Origin of the sequence: Nocardia sp. NPDC052112, assembly GCF_040680135.1 — a bacterium.
In the GTDB taxonomy this organism is placed as follows: domain Bacteria; phylum Actinomycetota; class Actinomycetes; order Mycobacteriales; family Mycobacteriaceae; genus Nocardia.
Window position 1 is genome coordinate 192,561 of record NZ_JBFAWD010000014.1, and the last position, 16,060, is coordinate 208,620.

Genomic DNA, 16,060 nt, shown 5'->3' on the forward strand with positions numbered 1-16,060 from the left:
AAGGTCCGGGACATGGCGTGGAAACCGCAAGATATACCCGACCAGAGTGGGCGCACCTTCATCGTCACCGGCGCCAATGGCGGCCTCGGCGTCGAAACCACCACGGTGCTGGCCAGCAAGGGCGGCACCGTGATCATGGCCTGCCGCAATGTCGAGAAGGCGCAGCCGATCGCCGACCGGATCGATGGCGACGTCCGGGTCGAGCAGCTGGATCTGGCGGATCTGGCGTCGGTGCGCGAATTCGCCGACAAGACCGGTGAATTCGATGTGCTCATCAATAACGCCGGTCTGATGAACGTTCCGTTCTCACGCACCAAAGACGGATTCGAGACCCAGTTCGGCGTCAACCACCTCGGACATTTCGCGCTGACCGGACTGCTGCTGGATCGCCTCCGGGACCGGGTGGTGAGCCTGGCGAGCATCGCGCACAAGCAGACCCCGAAGCTGTGGATCGACGATCTCAACTACGAGAACCGCCGCTACCGGCGCAACCTCGCCTACGCCCAGTCCAAGCTCGCCAACCTCATGTTCGCCCGCGAACTGCAGCGGCGGCTGACCGAGGCGGGCTCCGATAAGCGCTCCTACGCGGTGCACCCGGGGGTCTCGGCGACCGACCTGTTCGCCAAGACCGAAACCCCACTGGACCGGATCAGTAAGCCCTTCATCCGCATCATCGGCCATCCGCCCGCCCAAGCCGCCCAATCCACCCTGTTCGCGGCCACCATGCCCGATGCCGACCCCAACACCTACTGGGGTCCGAACCGCTTGTTCCAGAGCCAGGGCCCGGTCGAGCCCTCGCCGTCGAGCAAACTGTCGAACAATCCGGTGCTACTACGCCGCCTGTGGGAGGAATCCGAGCGCATGACCGGGATCACCTACAAATTCTGACGCCGGTCGCGGATTCGACCTGCTCCTACGTACCGTGTAGTAGACGGGTACCGTGGTATCCGTGTCCGCTCCACCCCGCCGCTCGGCACACAATCGCCCGGCCCTCATCGTGCTGGTGATCGTGGCCGCCCTTGCCTGCCTGGCACTGGGCTGGTGGCAGTGGGAGCGGTTCGAATCCGCGAGCGGCACCGGCCAGAATCTCGGCTACGCATTGCAGTGGCCGCTGTTCGCCGGATTCGCGGTCTTCGCCTACTTCCGGTTCGTGCGGCTGGAGTCCGAATCCGAGGCGGATGCCAACACGGCGGAGCCGAAAGCCGAACCGGGCCCAGCGAAGACGCGCCGCCCCGCGAAAGCCGATGCGCCACGCGAGATTCCGGCCGGACTGCTGCCCGAGCGGCCCAAGGCGGCCCGCGATGATGATCCGGTGCTCGCCGAATACAACAAATATCTGGCCGAACTGCACGCCAAAGATATCGACCAACACGTCCGGGACGCGGGCCTCGCCCACGACATACAGAGGAGCGCCGGTTGACCACCAGCGAGAACTCGACCGAATCCGCCGCGACGCTCGCACCCGAGCCGACGGCCACGAATACCGCGAAGATCAAGCCCGCACTGCTGCGCTACCGCGTGCTCGCCTGGACGACGGGTCTGTGGCTGCTGCTGCTCACCGGCGAGATGATCGCCAAGTACGGCTTCGACGTGCACACCCCGAACTGGATCGCGGTCGTGCACGGCTGGGTCTACTTCGTCTACCTGCTGGTCACCGCCGACCTCGCGGTCAAGGTGCGCTGGCCGATCCCGCGCACCGTCGGCACCCTGATCGCGGGCACCATCCCGCTGCTGTCCTTCTTCGTCGAACACGTCAACGCGAACAAGGTCAAGCAAGACTTCAACCTCTGATCCCCGAATAGCGGCATCGGTTGCGGGCTGACGCAGGACTCCGCCAACAGCCGCACCAGTTTTGGGCCTCGGTATTGGTGGTCATCTGGTCAGGCCCGCGCATCCGGACTGTCAGACCCAACCGGGAGACCATCGCCCGCAGGGGGTGCGGCCGATCAGGACTCCGCGAGTGTCGCGAGTGCGGGCAGAAGTTGGGCGAGCGCGCGTCCGCGGTGGGAAACGGCATCCTTTTCGGCGGGTGTCAGCTGGGCAGCCGTGATATCACCATCGGCCGGAATGAACAGCGGGTCATAGCCGAATCCGCCATCGCCCACGGGCTTGCGACCGATCGCGCCGGGCCATTCACCGCGCACCACGATCTCGGTGCCGGCGGGCACCACCAGCGCACAGGTGGAAACGAACTGGGCGCCGCGCCGCTCATCCGGTACATCACCGAGCTGGGCGAGCAGCAGGGCGTTATTGGCCGCGTCGTCGCCGTGTACCCCGGCCCAGCGTGCGGAAAGCACACCGGGCATCCCGTTCAACGCATCCACCGCGATCCCGGAATCGTCTGCCACACAGGGCAATCCGGTGGCGGCCGCACCATCGCGCGCCTTCGCCAGCGCATTCTCCTCGAAGGTCGCGCCGGTCTCGGGCGCCTCGTCGTAGGCGGGCACATCGCCGAGTCCGACGATGTCGATGCCCGCGATACCCGCGTCGGCGAGAATCCGACGCAGTTCGTTCAACTTCTTGGCATTGCGACTGGCAACCAGGACGCGGCGCGACATCACTTCTTCTTCGACTCGGCAGGCTGGGGCAGCACACCCGGATACGGCAGTGCGAGCGCCTGTTTCTGGATGGCGAACAGCTGCTCACATCCGACAAGTGCGGAGTCGAGCAGCTTGTCCAGGGTGGAGCGCGGGAAGGTGGCGCCCTCACCGGTGCCCTGGATCTCCACCAGGGTGCCGGTATCGGTGGCGACCACATTCATATCGACCTCGGCGCGCGAATCCTCTTCGTAGGGCAGGTCCAACCGCACCCGACCGTCGACGACGCCGACGCTCACCGCGGCGATCGCACACGAGATCGGCTGCGGGTCGGCCAAACCGCCCGCCGCACCGAGGTAGGTGACCGCATCCGAGAGCGCGACATACGCGCCGGTGATGGCCGCGGTCCGGGTGCCACCGTCGGCTTGCAGCACATCGCAGTCGATGGCAATGGTGTTCTCACCGATGGCCGCCAGGTCGATGCACGCGCGCAGCGACCGTCCGACCAACCGGCTGATCTCCTGGGTGCGCCCGCCGACCTTGCCCTTCACCGATTCCCGTCCGCTGCGGGTATGCGTGGCCGCGGGCAGCATCGCGTATTCGGCAGTCAGCCAGCCGAGTCCGGAATCGCGCCGCCACGGGGGCACGCCCTCGGTGACGCTCGCGGTGCACATCACTCGGGTCTGCCCGAACTCCACCAGCACCGAACCGGCTGGATGCGTGGTGAAGCCACGGGTGATCCGTACCTCGCGGAGCTCATCGTCCGCCCTGCCATCGGCTCGTCTCGACACGCGCCAAGCCTAGTCACATGGCCTACCGCGCGCGGCAACCGGTCAGATGTCGAAGGTTTCGCCCGGTGCGACGGCGTGCACCGGTCCGGAGAACTGCGCCTTCGCCTCGGCGATCACGTCCTCGCGCGACGTCCACGGCGGAATGTGGGTGAGCAGCAGCTCTTTCACGCCCGCACGTGCGGCGATAACGCCCGCCTCGGTGCCGGAAAGATGAATGCCGGGCGGCCGGTTGGCCGGATCGTGTGTCCACGATGCCTCCGACATGAGAAGGTCGGCGTCCTGCGCGAGTTCGAGTACCGCATCACACATCGCGGTGTCGCCGGTGTAGACGAAGGTCCGCCCGGCCGAGGTCGTGATGCGCAGCCCGTACGACTCCGGCGGATGATACATCCGGCGCGCGAGCACCGTATGGCCCGGACCGAATTCGACCGCCGCGCCCTCGACCCACGGCTGGTGATCGATCACATCGGACCAGTCGTCGCATGCACCGCCGACCTCGGCCGAGGCATTGCCGATGCGCACCGCGCTATCGGCCGGACCGCGCACGATCGCCCGACCCACCGGGGGTGTCGGATGGTAGCGCCGCCAGACCAGCAGTCCGGGCAGATCCAGGCAGTGATCGGCGTGCAGATGTGTGAGGAAGATATCGACCTCACCGGGATCGGCGTAGCGCTGCAATGCGCCGAGCACACCGGGTCCGAAATCGATGACCACCGGCGACATATCCGGCCCGGTCAATAGGTACCCCGACGCTGGGGAGTCCGGGCCGGACACACTGCCCGAGCACCCGAGGACGGTAAGGCGCATTCCCCCATGCTGCCACGACGATTTCTCACTCAAGAACCGATCCCCCACATTCCGCTACGAGTCGCGCGACGACTACGACTACGCATTGACTCCGGCTCGATCCCCGCGACGGTTTCGGCGTGCATCACCAGAGAGTACCCAGCCGGCCAGCACTCCACCCATTGCCCCGAAAAGATGCCCCTGCCAAGAGATTCCGGGCTGTCCGGGCAGCACACCCCACAGCACCGACCCGTAAATCGCCAGTACAACCAGGCCGATGCCGATCTGCACGAGATTGCGGGCGAACCAGCCGCGTGAGATGAGGAAGGTCAACCAGCCGAAGATCAGCGACGAGGCACCGAGATGCACCGATCCGGTGGCACCGGTGAGCCAGACACCCACTCCGGCCACGATCCAGATGATCGCGGTGGCGGCCAGTCCGCGCCCGATGCCCGCGAGCAGGGTGATGAAGCCGAGGACGAGAACGGGGAGCGTATTGGCGAACAGGTGGTCCCATCCGTGGTGCAGGACCGGGGCCCAGAGAATGCCCCACAGGCCGTCCGCCTCGCGCGGTTCGATGCCGTTGTAATCGAGTTTGTTCTGGTCGAGATCGTCGACGCCCTCGATGCCGTAGAGCAGGGCGACGAATGCGGTGACGATGATGCCCGCGCGCAGCCAGAGCTGTTTGATCGGCGCGAAATTGTTCGGTTTCGCGGGCGTCCCGGGAGTCGAACCGATCGGCTGCCCCAGCTGGGCACGCAATGCGGCGATCCGCTCCGGATCGAACGACGAACCGATTCCCGAACCGTCGGTCATCGCAACCTCCTCGTCGAGCGGCACCTCGACGTGCGAGGCCCCGCTCTTCCGAGGGTACCGGGCCATTTCGCGACCGAGCGGCCGCGAATCCAGTCGAAACTCAGGCCCAGAGCTGGCCGTCGAGGCGTTCCTCGGCCTCTTCGAGAGTCCCGTCGTAAGCACCGGTGGACAGGTACTTCCACCCACCATCGGCGACCACGAATGCGATATCCGCCCGCGTGCCCGCCCGCACGCATTTGCGCGCGACACCGAGTGCCGCATGCAGAATCGCGCCGGTCGAAATGCCCGCGAAAATGCCCTCTTCCAACACCAACTCGCGCGTGCGCTTCACCGCATCGTAGGGACCGACCGAAAAACGAGTGGTCAGCACCGACTCGTCGTAGAGCTCGGGAATGAAGCCCTCATCGATATTGCGCAGCCCGTATACGAGTTCGCCGTAGCGCGGCTCGGCCGCGACGATTTCGATGCCGGGCACCTTTTCGCGCAGGAAGCGACCGGTCCCCATAAGCGTGCCGGTGGTGCCGAGACCCGCTACGAAATGTGTGATTTCGGGCAGGTCGGCGAGAATTTCCGGGCCGGTCGTCTCGTAGTGCGCCAGCGCATTGGCCGGATTGCCGTACTGGTACAGCATCACCCAGTCCGGATGCTCGGCCGCGATCTGCTTGGCCAGCGCGACCGCCTGATTCGAACCGCCCGCGGCCGGGGAATCGATGATCTGCGCCCCGAACATGGTCAGCAGCTGACGGCGCTCGACCGAGGTGTTCTCCGGCATTACGCAGATCAGCCGGTAGCCCTTGAGTTTGGCCGCCATGGCCAGCGAGATGCCGGTATTTCCGCTGGTCGGCTCCAGGATCGTGCAGCCGGGTGTGAGCAAGCCGTCGGCCTCGGCCTGTTCGATCATCCGCAGGGCGGGCCGGTCCTTGATGGAACCGGTCGGGTTGTGATCCTCGAGCTTGGCCCACAGCCGCACCGGATGCTCACCGTTCCACTGGGGGGACAGGTTGCGCAGCCCGACCAGCGGGGTGTTGCCGAGGGTCGCGATCAGCGATTCGTAGCGCGCCACGGGGTCGATCAGCCTCCGGCGACGGCGGGCAGGATGGTGACGCTCGCGCCCTCGGGTACCTCGGCGTCCAGACCACCCGCGAAGCGCACATCCTCGTCGTCGACGTAGATGTTGACGTAGCGGTTCAGTTTGCCGTCCTTGAGCAGCCGCTCCGCGAGGCCCGGATGGTTGGCCTCGAGGTTATCGATCAGCGCGGACAGGGTCGAGCCGTGGGCGTCGACGCGCTTCTCGCCTCCGGTAAGGCCACGCATGATGGTCGGGATGGACACGGTCACCGGCATGAGAACTCCTCGAATTCGACGAACATGGGGGTGCTAAACGGTCTGGTACGCATCGACGATTTCGACCGGTTCCTCGGTGACCACACCGTCCACGATCCGGTAGCTGCGCAGCTCGTGCTGCTCGGGATCGCGGGTGGAGATCAACACGTAATGCGCGAACGGCTCGGATGCATAGGAGATATCGGTGCGGCTCGGGTAGGCCTCGGTGGCGGTATGCGAGTGGTAGATCACCACCGGGGTCTCGTCCGCGTCGTCCATCGCCCGCCACACCTTCAGCTGTTCCCCCGAATCGAACCGGTAGAACGTCGGCGAGCGCTCGGCATTGACCATGGCGATGAATCGCTCCGGCCGATCCGAACCCTCCGGACCGGCGATGACCCCGCAGGCCTCGTCCGGGTGATCGGCGCGCGCGTGCGCCACCATCGCCTCCACCAGGTCGGTCCTGATCACCAGCACGAGTTCAAACCCTTCCGCATTCGGCATATCCGCTGCCGACATATCGCACCCGACAACGACCCAGAATATTCGGCTATTCCCACCCGCCTGTCGGCCGGTACCCTTCCCGGCGCTCAGGCGCGCTTTCGCGGATTCCACACGGCATGGCCGGGCGGCGCATCGACCTCCGGGGCCTTGTGGGACCGGTTAGGAACGCGCGAAGAGGTCGGAGTAGGCGGGGATGCCTGCTACCGAGTGGGCGGTCAGGATCGCATCGACAATGGCGCGCTCGACACAAACCGCGGCGGCGGTGCAGACCTCATCCAGGACCAGCAGGTCGGCGGGGAAAGCGGGCGGGAGCACGGCGCCGGTGGTTTCGGCGGTGCCGGTGGACAGGGCGAAGAGGGTGTCGCCGTCGAGCGGCGAATGAGCGGGGCGGATGGCGCGGGCGAGGCCGTCGTGTGCGGTGACGGCCAAGCGCTGGCAGCCGGTCGGGTCCAAGGGTGCATCGGTGGCGACCACGCCGATGGTCGTGTTGAGGACGGTGCCCTTGACCGGGAGCGCGTTGGCAACGGCCAGTTGCTCGGGTGTGGCGGGGTACAGACCGAATGCGTCGGCGCCTTCGGTGCCGGTACCCCAGGGCAACCCGGTGCGCGGGTCGAAAACCGAGCCGACGGGGTTGGCGACGACCAGCGCCGCCACGGTGACGCCCGCAGCGGCACCCGCGCCGAGCACGACGCTCGCCGTCCCCACGCCGCCCTTGATCGAACCGGCCCGCGCACCCACACCCGCTCCGACGCACCCGCGCTCGAACTCCACCGCCGCCGCCTCGGCCGCCAGGAAGCCGAAATCGGCGGTTGGTCGAATTCGCCAGTCTCCCAACGGAAGATCGAAGATCACCGCGGCGGGGACGATGGGCACCACCCGGCTCGGATCGGTTGGATCCATCGGTATGCCCTCGTGATGTTCTTCCAGCCAACGCATTACGCCGTCGGCGGCCGCGAGTCCGTAGGCGCTGCCACCGGTGAGCAGGATCGAATTCACCCGGCGCACTGTGTTGCCCGGGTCGAGCAGATCGGTCTCCCTGGTCCCCGGCCCGCCGCCACGCACATCGACGGCCGCGATCGCACCACCGGGTACCCGCACGACGGTGCAGCCGGTCGCCGCGCCCGAACCCGGCGTCGCATCCGGATCGAGCACATGATGGTGCCCGACCAGCAGGCTGGGGACATCGGTGAGCGAATTCCGCGGTCCCGCTTGCGCATTCACTGCATATGCTCCTGACTACTCGTCACGGCCATCTCCATGCGGGCATTCAACGCTGCAGTCCGCGGCAGAGTCGACCGCATATCCGATCCAGGGCCGACGAGTCAGGGCGCGAGAGCCTGCAGCAGCGAATCCTGCATCCATGTCAGCCAGTGGTACACATCCAGATGCGGCCCCCGCGGATCATCGGGTTCGAGGTGATCCGGTGTCTCGGCATCGATTCCGAGCACCGTGCCCAATGCCAGCCGCACATCGGTCAGCGCGGTCAACCAGGCGTCGGCCTGCTCCGGCGTCAGCACGATCTTCCCACCATCGGTCGGCACCGTATCGAGCACCACCGAGCCCGCCGCCAACTTTGCGTCGATGATCTCCGGCTCGTGCAGACCCCGCAGCGCGCTGTTGAGATCGGCCCGATCGGCGTCGGGAGAACCCGGTTCACTCCGGTGGAAGTCCGGCAGCAGCCGGTGCAGCCGGGGATCATCCGGTGGGGTCGTATTACCGCTACGCAACCCGGTGAGCTCGGCGAGCTCGTCGTCGGGCGCGGATTGGGCCCGCTCGGTCAGCAGGCCGGATACGGCGCCGACCAGGGACCGCAGTACGCTCGCCTCACGCGCGTCCATTTCGGATCGCAGTTTGAGGCCGCTCAGCGAGTTTTTCCGGCTCCACTTACGCACTGACGTCAGGGTAGTCGTACCGGTCAGTCGTCCCGTTGCATGGTCGCCCAGAGCCCTGCGGCGTGTAGCCGTCTCACGTCCTGTTCCATCTTGTCTCGCGAACCCGACGACACCACTGCCTTGCCCTCGTTGTGCACCTTGAGCATCAATTCGGTCGCCTTCCCTTTGCTGTAGCCGAACAGCTTCTGGAAGATGTAGGCGACGTAGTGCATGAGGTTGACCGGATCATCCCAGACGACCGTCACCCACGGACGGTCCTCGGCCTCCAGGATCTCGGTGTATTCGACCGCCTCCGGAGTCGCCTGTGCCGCCGACAGTGTCGCGTTCGCTTCGCACAAGCCCATAACACTCAGGGTACGACTCGACTCCGGATACACAACACCCGCGCACCAGTAATTGGCAGACGCCCCCGATGCCACCGGCCTGTCATGCCCGCTACCGCTGTCTACAGTGGCTTGCGTGGACATGCGCAGCACCGCACTGCTGACCGATCAGTACGAACTGACCATGCTCGCGGCCGCCCTCGGCGACGGCTCGGCGCACCGTCGCTGCACCTTCGAGGTATTTGCACGGCGCTTGCCGAATGGTCGCCGCTACGGCATTGTCGCGGGCACCGGCCGGCTGATCGATGCGCTGGCGCATTTCCGTTTCGAGGAGGCCGAGCTGGAGATCGCGGCCGGTTTCCTGGACTCGAAGACCATTGATTGGCTGCGCGACTACCGCTTCACCGGCGATATCGACGGCTATCCGGAGGGCGAACTGTATTTCCCGGGCTCCCCGATTCTTTCGGTGCGCGGCAGCTTCGCCGAATGCGTCCTGTTGGAGACCCTCGCGCTGTCGATCCTCAATCACGACAGCGCGATCGCCTCGGCCGCCGCTCGCATGGTCTGCGCGGCCAGCGGCCGCCGGATGATCGAGATGGGCTCACGCCGCGCCCACGAACTCGCCGCGCCGTCCTGCTCGCGTGCCGCATATCTGGCCGGTTTCGACGCCACCTCCAATCTGGAGGCCGTGCGCCGCTTCGGCGTGCCCGGCGCGGGTACCAGCGCGCATGCGTTCACCCTGTTGCACAGTGCGGCGGACGGCGCGCACGAGGCGGCCGCGTTCCGCGGTCAGATCGAGGCGCTCGGCATCGGCACCACCCTGCTCGTCGACACCTTCGACATCACCCAGGGGGTGGCGACCGCCATCGAGGTCGCCGGACCCGAATTGGGCGGTGTGCGTATCGATTCCGGCGATCTCGGCGTGCTTGCCAGACAAGTGCGCGAGCAACTCGACGGACTCGGCGCGACCAACACGCGCATCGTGGTCTCCGGCGATCTGGACGAGTACTCGATCGCCGCACTGCGCGCGGAACCAGTGGACGCCTATGGGGTCGGGACGTCGCTGGTCACCGGGTCCGGAGCGCCGACCGCCGGCATGGTCTACAAGCTGGTCGAGGTGGATGGGCTGCCGGTCGCCAAGCGCAGCAGCCACAAGGAATCGCGCGGCGGCACCAAGAAGGCGATTCGACTGTCCCGCCGGACCGGCACCGTGGTCGAGGAGATCGTCTACCCGGCCGCCGGAAGCCAGCCCGCCGCAAACGGATTCGAGGTTCGCGAATTGCCGACACCGCTGGTGCGCGGTGGCGAACCGGTCGCCGGGCTGCCCACGCTCGCCGACAGTCGCAAATTGGTGGCGCGGGGGTTGGTCAGCCTGCCGTGGGAGGGCCTGAAACTGTCGGCTGGGGAGCCGGCGATTCCGACGACGTTCGTGAATTGACCCTGGCGCGGATGGCTTCGGCGTTGCGTCGGTTGGCCAGCCATTCCACGACAGCGATCGCTACCAGCACGATCAGGAACCCCTTGATCAGCAGCCGCACCCAGTCACCGACCTCGTCGGGTCGGTCGCCGAGCAGAAAGGCGGTGGCGAGGTAGGCGGTGTAGCCGATGAAGAGTGCGATCGAAATTCTGACGGTGCTGCTCACGTGGACCTCCGAGTGTCGTGGCCCGCCTGATCGATCAGGCGGCACAATGTAATCCACAGACAGGAGGCCGAGTGTTTACACCCTCGGCGCTCAGATCTTGGGAAAGTGAGGTCGACATGAACCGAGCGTTGATCATCGTCGACGTGCAGAACGATTTCTGCGAGGGCGGATCACTGGCCGTCACCGGCGGGGCGACGGTCGCCCGGCGCATCACCGGCTACCTGAACTCCGCGCGTTACAGCGCGGTCGTCGCCACCCGCGACTACCACATCGACCCGGGGAGTCATTTCTCCGAGCATCCGGATTACGTCGACACCTGGCCGCCGCACTGCCGGGTCGGCACCTCCGGCGCGGACTTCCATCCCGCGCTGAATACCGAGCAGATCCAGGAGATCTTCTCCAAGGGCCAGTACTCCGCCGCCTATTCGGGTTTCGAAGGCGCCACCGAGGACGGCACCGGCCTCGCGGACTGGCTGCGCGAGCGTGCCATCGATGAACTCGACATCGTCGGAATCGCCACCGACCACTGCGTCCGCGCGACCGCACTGGACGCCCGCATCGAAGGTTTCGACACCAGGGTGCTGCTGGACTTCACCGCTGGCGTCGCACCCGACACGACCACGGCCGCACTCGACCGCATGCGCGCGGCCGGAGTCGATATCGAGGGCTCGGTCGTTCGCTAGCTGTAGCCCACCCACCCGACCTGCCGCAGGACACGCCGAAGGCGCGTATGGAAGGTGTGCGAAGCACGCCGAGGATCCGATCAGGCGGTGATCTGTGTCGGTCCGAACCAGTAGGCTCGTCGCGTGCCCGAACTGCCTCCCGTCCCCGAGCTTCTGGCCACCGCTGTGCGCGCGCTCGGCGGGAAGGAGCGTGTCGGGCAGGTGACGATGGCGGCGGCGGTGGATCACGCCATCGATACCAAGGAGCACCTCGCGGTGCAGGCGGGCACGGGGACCGGGAAGTCACTGGCGTATCTGGTGCCCAGCCTGCGGCATGCGGTGCGGACCGGTCGGACCGTGGTGGTGTCGACCGCGACGATCGCACTGCAGCGTCAGCTCGTCGACCGGGATCTGCCGCGACTGGCCGAGGCGCTGAGCAAGCCGCTGGGGCGCGAGGCGAAATTCGCGATCCTCAAGGGACGCAATAACTATCTGTGCCTGAACAAGATCAATAGCGCGATTCCGGACGAGCCCGCGGAGGCGGAGCTCTTCGACGCATTCGCCATCTCACGGTTGGGCCGGGAGGTGCAGCGGCTCAACGAATGGGCCTCGAATACCGAAACCGGCGATCGGGACGAGCTCGCGCCCGGCGTCACCGATCGGGCGTGGCGGCAGGTCAGCGTGTCCTCGCGGGAATGCCTCGGCAAGTCGCGCTGCCCGTTCGGCCAGGACTGCTTCGCCGAACGAGCCAGAGCGGAATCGGCGCAGGCCGATGTGGTGGTGACCAATCACGCCCTGCTCGCCATCGATGCGATCAGCGGCATCCAGGTCCTGCCCGAACACGATGCGGTCGTCATCGACGAGGCGCATGAACTCGTCGACCGGGTCACCGGCGTCGCCACCGCCGAACTGGCCCCCTCGGCGATCAGCACCGCGGCTCGGCGCTGCGCCAAACTCATCGACCAGCAGGAAGTGGACCGCCTGGAGGAGGCCGCCGAGGCCTGGCACACGGTGCTCGACGAACTGCCCGCCGCCCGCTGGGACGCACTGCCCGACGGCATCGCGCCGGTACTGGCGCTGGTCCGCGACGCCGCCTGGAACGCCCGCACCGCACTCGCACCACCGGGCGGCACCACCGCACAGGGCGATCCGGAAAGCGCCGCCGCGCGCACCCAGGCGCTGGCCGGCATCGACGAGGTGCACGACAGCGCGGTGCGCGCATTGACCGCCTTCGACGAACCCGATCCGGCAAAGCGCCACGATGTCATCTGGCTCGCCGCCGACGAGATCCGCGGTGTCGCCCGGCGCACGCTGCGGATGGCGCCGCTGTCGGTGGGCGGGCTGCTGCGCAGCAGACTTTTCGGCACCGCCACCGTCGTGCTGACCTCGGCCACCCTGCAGATCGGCGGCTCTTTCGACGGGCTGGCCATCACCTGGGGCCTGCCCGCACAATCGGCCAGTCGCAGCGACACCGCGACCGCCAACGGTGCGGAGGCGCCCAAGGACGCCGATACCGTGCGCTGGAGTTCGCTCGATGTCGGCTCGCCGTTCGACCACGCCAAATCCGGCATCCTGTATGTCGCCAAGCATCTGCCCGCGCCCGGCCGAGACGGTCTGGCACCGGCCTACCTCGACGAAATCGAGCGGCTGATCAGCGCCGCGGGTGGCCGCACACTCGGGCTGTTCTCCTCGATGCGCGCCGCGCGCGCGGCCACCGACGCACTGCGCGAGCGGCTGAATACGCCGGTGCTCTGTCAAGGGGACGACGCGACCGGCGCGCTGGTGCGCAAGTTCGCCGACGATCCGGAGACCTCCCTGTTCGGCACGCTGTCGCTGTGGCAGGGCGTCGATGTGCCGGGTCCCTCGCTGAGTTTGGTGATTCTGGATCGCATCCCGTTCCCACGCCCCGACGATCCGCTGCTGACCGCGCGACAGCGAGCCGTCGAGTCGCGCGGCGGCAACGGGTTCATGACCGTCGCGGCCAATCACGCCGCGCTGCTGCTGGCCCAGGGGACCGGCCGGCTCTTGCGCAGCGTCGATGACCGCGGTGTCGTCGCGATCCTGGATTCCCGTTTGGCGACCGCACGCTACGGCGGCTATCTGCGGGCTTCACTGCCGCCGTATTGGGAGACCTCGGATCCCGAGGTCGTCACCAAAGCACTGCATCGACTCACCGCCGCAAGCACCTGAGCTGGTCGAATTGTGAGTCCACTCACAAACCATTCCAATATTTCCAGGCAGAAGTAAGTTGAGGTCGGATACTTCGGCGCACCCCAATTCCCGCACCGGATGTATCGGCGGTCCCCGCGTCAAGCCCTGCACGCAGCGCGGGGACGCCACGAATCCCCCTGTCGCGACTGGTCCACCCGTGCGACGGTTTCACACTGACGCACCAGCCAGATATCGACACTCCCGGCGAATTCTTGATCAGCGCAAGATCTTTGGCCGAATACGTACGATCTTCGCACTCACCGAAGCCGACCTCGACGAACGCATCCTCGACTGCCCAGGCGGCGCAGCGAGTTTCACCGCGGAGGCAAGTGAACTCGGCGTCACCGTCATCGCAGCGGATCCGGTCCATGCCCGCCGACGAGTTCCACCGCGGGGCGACCACGGTGCCGGTCCTGCACTCGAACTCCGATGACATGCCAAATCGGCTGCCACCCAGCCGAAGCCGCGCGCTGTTACGAAATCAGATCGTCCACTTGAGGATCAACGTGACGACAGCCGCGATCACGGCGATCAGGATCGCCGCCACACCCCACACAACACCCTGACGCTGCCACGGACGGCCGTGATCGAGGGAGAACTTGCCGGGGCCGGTGAACGCGACAACCGCGCCGACAGTGGCGAACAGCAAGGGCATTTCGTAGCCCTTTCCGCTCAGCAGCCCGCCACCCCAGGTGGCATTGACCGCATTGATCATGGTGCCGAGCACAATGGCCGAGGCCAGCGGCGTCAGCAGGCCGAGCACCAGTAGGAGACCGCCGGTGAATTCACTCAGTCCGGCGAGGGTGCCGAACAGTTTGCCGGGGTTGTAGCCCATGGAATCGAAACCGGCGGCGTTGGCGCTCCAACCCGGGCCGTTGAACCAGCCGAACAGTTTCTGGGCGCCGTGCGCCGCCAGCAAGCCGCCGAAGACGACGCGCAGCACAAGGAGGCCGAAATCGGCGGCGGAATTGTCGAGAGTCGCGTTACTCGGACCGGTGGGGCGTTCGAGTGTGCCGTTGTTGGTCATGCGCTGGTCCCCATCCGTGCATCGGTTATGAACAATGGCTGTTGTTTAGCCTCGGCAATGAAACGGACTGCGGTCCGATTATCGCACAGATCATCCCGACCACGCGATACCACGGCCTATTCCGCGAGGAAGAAGAAATATCCGAGGAACATCACCATCAGCGCCCACATCGCCGGATGCACCTCTTTGACGCGCCCCTTCGCCGCCATCACGATCGGATAGAACAGCATGCCCATCGCCAGCCCGTTCGCGATCGAGTAGGTCAGCGGCATCATGACGACGGTGATGAAGGCCGGAATCGAGTACTCCAGCCGATTCCAATCGATCTCGCCGAGCGCGCGGGCCATGAGTACGCCGACCACGATCAGCGCGGGTGCGGTGATAGCGGCCGAACCGGCGACCACCGCGAAGATCGGATAGCAGAACATGGCGATCAGGAACCAGCCCGCCGTGGTCACGGCGGTCAAACCGGTCCGCCCACCCGCTGAGACACCCGCGGTCGATTCGACGTAGGCGGTCGTGGTCGAGGTGCCGATGACCGCCCCCGCCATGGTGCCCACCGAGTCCGCCGCCAGTGCACTGGCCGCCCGCGGGAGTTTGCCCCTCTTGTCGAGCAGTCCCGCCTGGTTCGCGACACCGATCAGGGTGCCGGAGCAGTCGAAGAAGTCGACGAACAGCATGGTGAGTACGACGACAGCCATCTGACCGGTAAACGCATCGGGCAGATGGATGATCGCCTGTCCGAAGGTGTGCTCGAGTCCCTTCGGCATCGCGACGACACCCTTGGGCAGCTCGACCAGACCGCTGATGACACCCACGACGGCCGTGAGCACGATGCCGTAGAGCACCGCACCGTGCCAGCCGATGACCAGGAACACCACGGTTGTCACGAGGCCGAACAGTGCCAGCAGCGTGGCGCCCTCGGTGAAATCGCCGAGCGTGACCAGGGTGGCGTCGCTATTGACCACGATGCCCGCGTTCTTCAGACCGAGGAATGCCACGAACATGCCGATGCCCGCGCCGACGGCCAGTTTCATCTGCATCGGAATCGCGTTGAGGATGCGTTCACGCACCTTGGTGATCGCGAGTACGAAGAAGATCACCCCGGACAGGAAGGTCCCCGACAGCGCCACTTGCCACGGAATCCCCATCCCGAGCACCACCGAATAGGCGAAGAAGGCATTGAGGCCCATACCCGGTGCGAGCGCGATCGGATATCTGGCCCAGATTCCCATGACCAACGTGCCGAAGACCGCGGCTACGGCCGTAGCGGTGAAGACCGCCTGCATCGGGATGCCCTTGGCACCGAGTGCCCCCTGATCGCCGAGCACCGACGGATTCACGGCCAGCACATAGGACATGGCGAGGAAGGTGATGGTTCCGGCCATCAACTCGCGCTTCGTGGTCGAACCGTTCGAACTGATGCCGAAGTACGCGTCGAGGCGTCCTCGGGTTCGCGTCAGAACGTCGGTAACCATGGGACTCTCCAGTCGAAAAACGAGAAAAGGGTGCCTGGGCACGGTAGCCGACAATTCACTGACCTCG

General features: G+C 66.3%; 19 protein-coding genes. 6 read left to right on the forward strand and 13 right to left on the reverse strand.

Annotated elements, in window-relative coordinates:
* Window positions 1-12 precede the first annotated feature (12 nt).
* From AB0L58_RS26375 to AB0L58_RS26385, 3 genes are read left to right on the forward strand one after another with little or no spacing between them, the layout of a single operon-like run.
* The gene (locus tag AB0L58_RS26375; RefSeq protein WP_364390421.1) at window positions 13-888 is read left to right on the forward strand and encodes an oxidoreductase; all 876 of its coding nucleotides are present in this window, start codon (window positions 13-15) and stop codon (window positions 886-888) included.
* Window positions 889-940: 52 nt separating this feature from the next.
* Window positions 941-1,420, forward strand: a complete 480-nt coding sequence (locus AB0L58_RS26380; RefSeq protein WP_364390423.1) for a transcriptional regulator — start codon at window positions 941-943, stop codon at window positions 1,418-1,420.
* Complete coding sequence (locus AB0L58_RS26385) at window positions 1,417-1,791, forward strand: DUF3817 domain-containing protein (RefSeq protein ID WP_364390424.1); 375 nt, start codon at window positions 1,417-1,419, stop codon at window positions 1,789-1,791. Before AB0L58_RS26380 ends, AB0L58_RS26385 begins: the two co-directional genes overlap by 4 nt.
* Before the next feature lie 155 nt (window positions 1,792-1,946).
* Here AB0L58_RS26385 and rdgB read toward each other — a convergent pair whose 3' ends face one another.
* The 10 genes from rdgB to clpS all read right to left on the reverse strand — a co-directional run bounded on the left by rdgB (window position 1,947) and on the right by clpS (window position 8,993).
* A complete protein-coding gene (gene rdgB / locus AB0L58_RS26390) occupies window positions 1,947-2,558 on the reverse strand; it encodes an RdgB/HAM1 family non-canonical purine NTP pyrophosphatase (protein ID WP_364390425.1) in 612 nt (203 codons plus the stop codon).
* Window positions 2,558-3,328, reverse strand: a complete 771-nt coding sequence (gene rph, locus AB0L58_RS26395) for a ribonuclease PH (RefSeq protein WP_364390427.1) — start codon at window positions 3,326-3,328, stop codon at window positions 2,558-2,560. The genes rdgB and rph overlap by 1 nt, the downstream gene beginning before the upstream one ends.
* Before the next feature lie 42 nt (window positions 3,329-3,370).
* Complete coding sequence (locus tag AB0L58_RS26400; protein WP_364390429.1) at window positions 3,371-4,135, reverse strand: cyclic nucleotide-degrading phosphodiesterase; 765 nt, start codon at window positions 4,133-4,135, stop codon at window positions 3,371-3,373.
* A gap of 78 nt (window positions 4,136-4,213) precedes the next feature.
* On the reverse strand, window positions 4,214-4,930 hold the full coding sequence (locus AB0L58_RS26405) for a rhomboid family intramembrane serine protease (protein ID WP_364390431.1): 717 nt from the start codon (window positions 4,928-4,930) through the stop codon (window positions 4,214-4,216).
* Between the two features lie 100 nt (window positions 4,931-5,030).
* Window positions 5,031-5,993, reverse strand: coding sequence for a cysteine synthase (locus AB0L58_RS26410; protein WP_364390432.1), 963 nt, complete (start codon window positions 5,991-5,993; stop codon window positions 5,031-5,033).
* An 8-nt stretch (window positions 5,994-6,001) separates the two neighbouring features.
* A complete protein-coding gene (locus AB0L58_RS26415; RefSeq protein ID WP_364390433.1) occupies window positions 6,002-6,274 on the reverse strand; it encodes a MoaD/ThiS family protein in 273 nt (90 codons plus the stop codon).
* A gap of 33 nt (window positions 6,275-6,307) precedes the next feature.
* Window positions 6,308-6,730 (reverse strand): M67 family metallopeptidase, encoded by a 423-nt coding sequence (locus AB0L58_RS26420; RefSeq protein WP_364390474.1) that lies wholly within the window; start codon window positions 6,728-6,730, stop codon window positions 6,308-6,310.
* A 186-nt stretch (window positions 6,731-6,916) separates the two neighbouring features.
* Window positions 6,917-7,978 carry a P1 family peptidase gene (locus tag AB0L58_RS26425; RefSeq protein WP_364390435.1) on the reverse strand — a complete coding sequence of 354 codons (1,062 nt, stop codon included), beginning with the start codon at window positions 7,976-7,978 and terminating at the stop codon, window positions 6,917-6,919.
* 101 nt (window positions 7,979-8,079) lie between these two features.
* Window positions 8,080-8,649, reverse strand: coding sequence for a DUF2017 domain-containing protein (locus AB0L58_RS26430; protein WP_364390437.1), 570 nt, complete (start codon window positions 8,647-8,649; stop codon window positions 8,080-8,082).
* Window positions 8,650-8,672: 23 nt separating this feature from the next.
* Window positions 8,673-8,993: an ATP-dependent Clp protease adapter ClpS gene (gene clpS, locus AB0L58_RS26435; RefSeq protein WP_364390438.1), complete on the reverse strand. Its 321-nt coding sequence runs from the start codon at window positions 8,991-8,993 to the stop codon at window positions 8,673-8,675.
* Between the two features lie 121 nt (window positions 8,994-9,114).
* Here clpS and AB0L58_RS26440 point away from each other — a divergent pair, with 121 nt between their 5' ends.
* Window positions 9,115-10,410, forward strand: a complete 1,296-nt coding sequence (locus tag AB0L58_RS26440; RefSeq protein ID WP_364390476.1) for a nicotinate phosphoribosyltransferase — start codon at window positions 9,115-9,117, stop codon at window positions 10,408-10,410.
* Here AB0L58_RS26440 and AB0L58_RS26445 read toward each other — a convergent pair.
* On the reverse strand, window positions 10,340-10,615 hold the full coding sequence (locus tag AB0L58_RS26445) for a hypothetical protein (RefSeq protein WP_364390439.1): 276 nt from the start codon (window positions 10,613-10,615) through the stop codon (window positions 10,340-10,342). The two genes, AB0L58_RS26440 and AB0L58_RS26445, sit on opposite strands and share 71 nt — an antisense overlap.
* A 116-nt stretch (window positions 10,616-10,731) precedes the next feature.
* Between AB0L58_RS26445 and AB0L58_RS26450 the strand changes: the two genes are divergently transcribed.
* Together AB0L58_RS26450 and AB0L58_RS26455 are read left to right on the forward strand one after the other, a co-directional pair.
* Complete coding sequence (locus AB0L58_RS26450) at window positions 10,732-11,298, forward strand: nicotinamidase (protein ID WP_364390440.1); 567 nt, start codon at window positions 10,732-10,734, stop codon at window positions 11,296-11,298.
* Between the two features lie 123 nt (window positions 11,299-11,421).
* Window positions 11,422-13,467 carry an ATP-dependent DNA helicase gene (locus AB0L58_RS26455; protein WP_364390441.1) on the forward strand — a complete coding sequence of 682 codons (2,046 nt, stop codon included), beginning with the start codon at window positions 11,422-11,424 and terminating at the stop codon, window positions 13,465-13,467.
* A gap of 502 nt (window positions 13,468-13,969) precedes the next feature.
* Here AB0L58_RS26455 and AB0L58_RS26460 read toward each other — a convergent pair.
* Together AB0L58_RS26460 and AB0L58_RS26465 are read right to left on the reverse strand one after the other, a co-directional pair.
* Entirely contained in the window at window positions 13,970-14,515 is a 546-nt protein-coding gene (locus AB0L58_RS26460; protein WP_364390442.1) for a DoxX family protein, read from the reverse strand.
* A 116-nt stretch (window positions 14,516-14,631) separates the two neighbouring features.
* A complete protein-coding gene (locus AB0L58_RS26465) occupies window positions 14,632-15,993 on the reverse strand; it encodes an NCS2 family permease (protein WP_364390443.1) in 1,362 nt (453 codons plus the stop codon).
* Window positions 15,994-16,060: the final 67 nt, after the last annotated feature.

What these genes read in the sequence shown, in the direction of transcription:
- AB0L58_RS26375 (WP_364390421.1), top strand. Translation starts at nt 13, where the DNA reads ATGGCGTGGAAACCGCAAGATATACCCGACCAGAGTGGGCGCACCTTC.
- rdgB (WP_364390425.1), bottom strand. Translation starts at nt 2,558, where the DNA reads ATGTCGCGCCGCGTCCTGGTTGCCAGTCGCAATGCCAAGAAGTTGAAC.
- AB0L58_RS26400 (WP_364390429.1), bottom strand. Translation starts at nt 4,135, where the DNA reads ATGCGCCTTACCGTCCTCGGGTGCTCGGGCAGTGTGTCCGGCCCGGAC.
- AB0L58_RS26405 (WP_364390431.1), bottom strand. Translation starts at nt 4,930, where the DNA reads ATGACCGACGGTTCGGGAATCGGTTCGTCGTTCGATCCGGAGCGGATC.
- AB0L58_RS26415 (WP_364390433.1), bottom strand. Translation starts at nt 6,274, where the DNA reads ATGCCGGTGACCGTGTCCATCCCGACCATCATGCGTGGCCTTACCGGA.
- clpS (WP_364390438.1), bottom strand. Translation starts at nt 8,993, where the DNA reads ATGGGCTTGTGCGAAGCGAACGCGACACTGTCGGCGGCACAGGCGACT.
- AB0L58_RS26440 (WP_364390476.1), top strand. Translation starts at nt 9,115, where the DNA reads ATGCGCAGCACCGCACTGCTGACCGATCAGTACGAACTGACCATGCTC.
- AB0L58_RS26450 (WP_364390440.1), top strand. Translation starts at nt 10,732, where the DNA reads ATGAACCGAGCGTTGATCATCGTCGACGTGCAGAACGATTTCTGCGAG.
- AB0L58_RS26460 (WP_364390442.1), bottom strand. Translation starts at nt 14,515, where the DNA reads ATGACCAACAACGGCACACTCGAACGCCCCACCGGTCCGAGTAACGCG.
- AB0L58_RS26465 (WP_364390443.1), bottom strand. Translation starts at nt 15,993, where the DNA reads ATGGTTACCGACGTTCTGACGCGAACCCGAGGACGCCTCGACGCGTAC.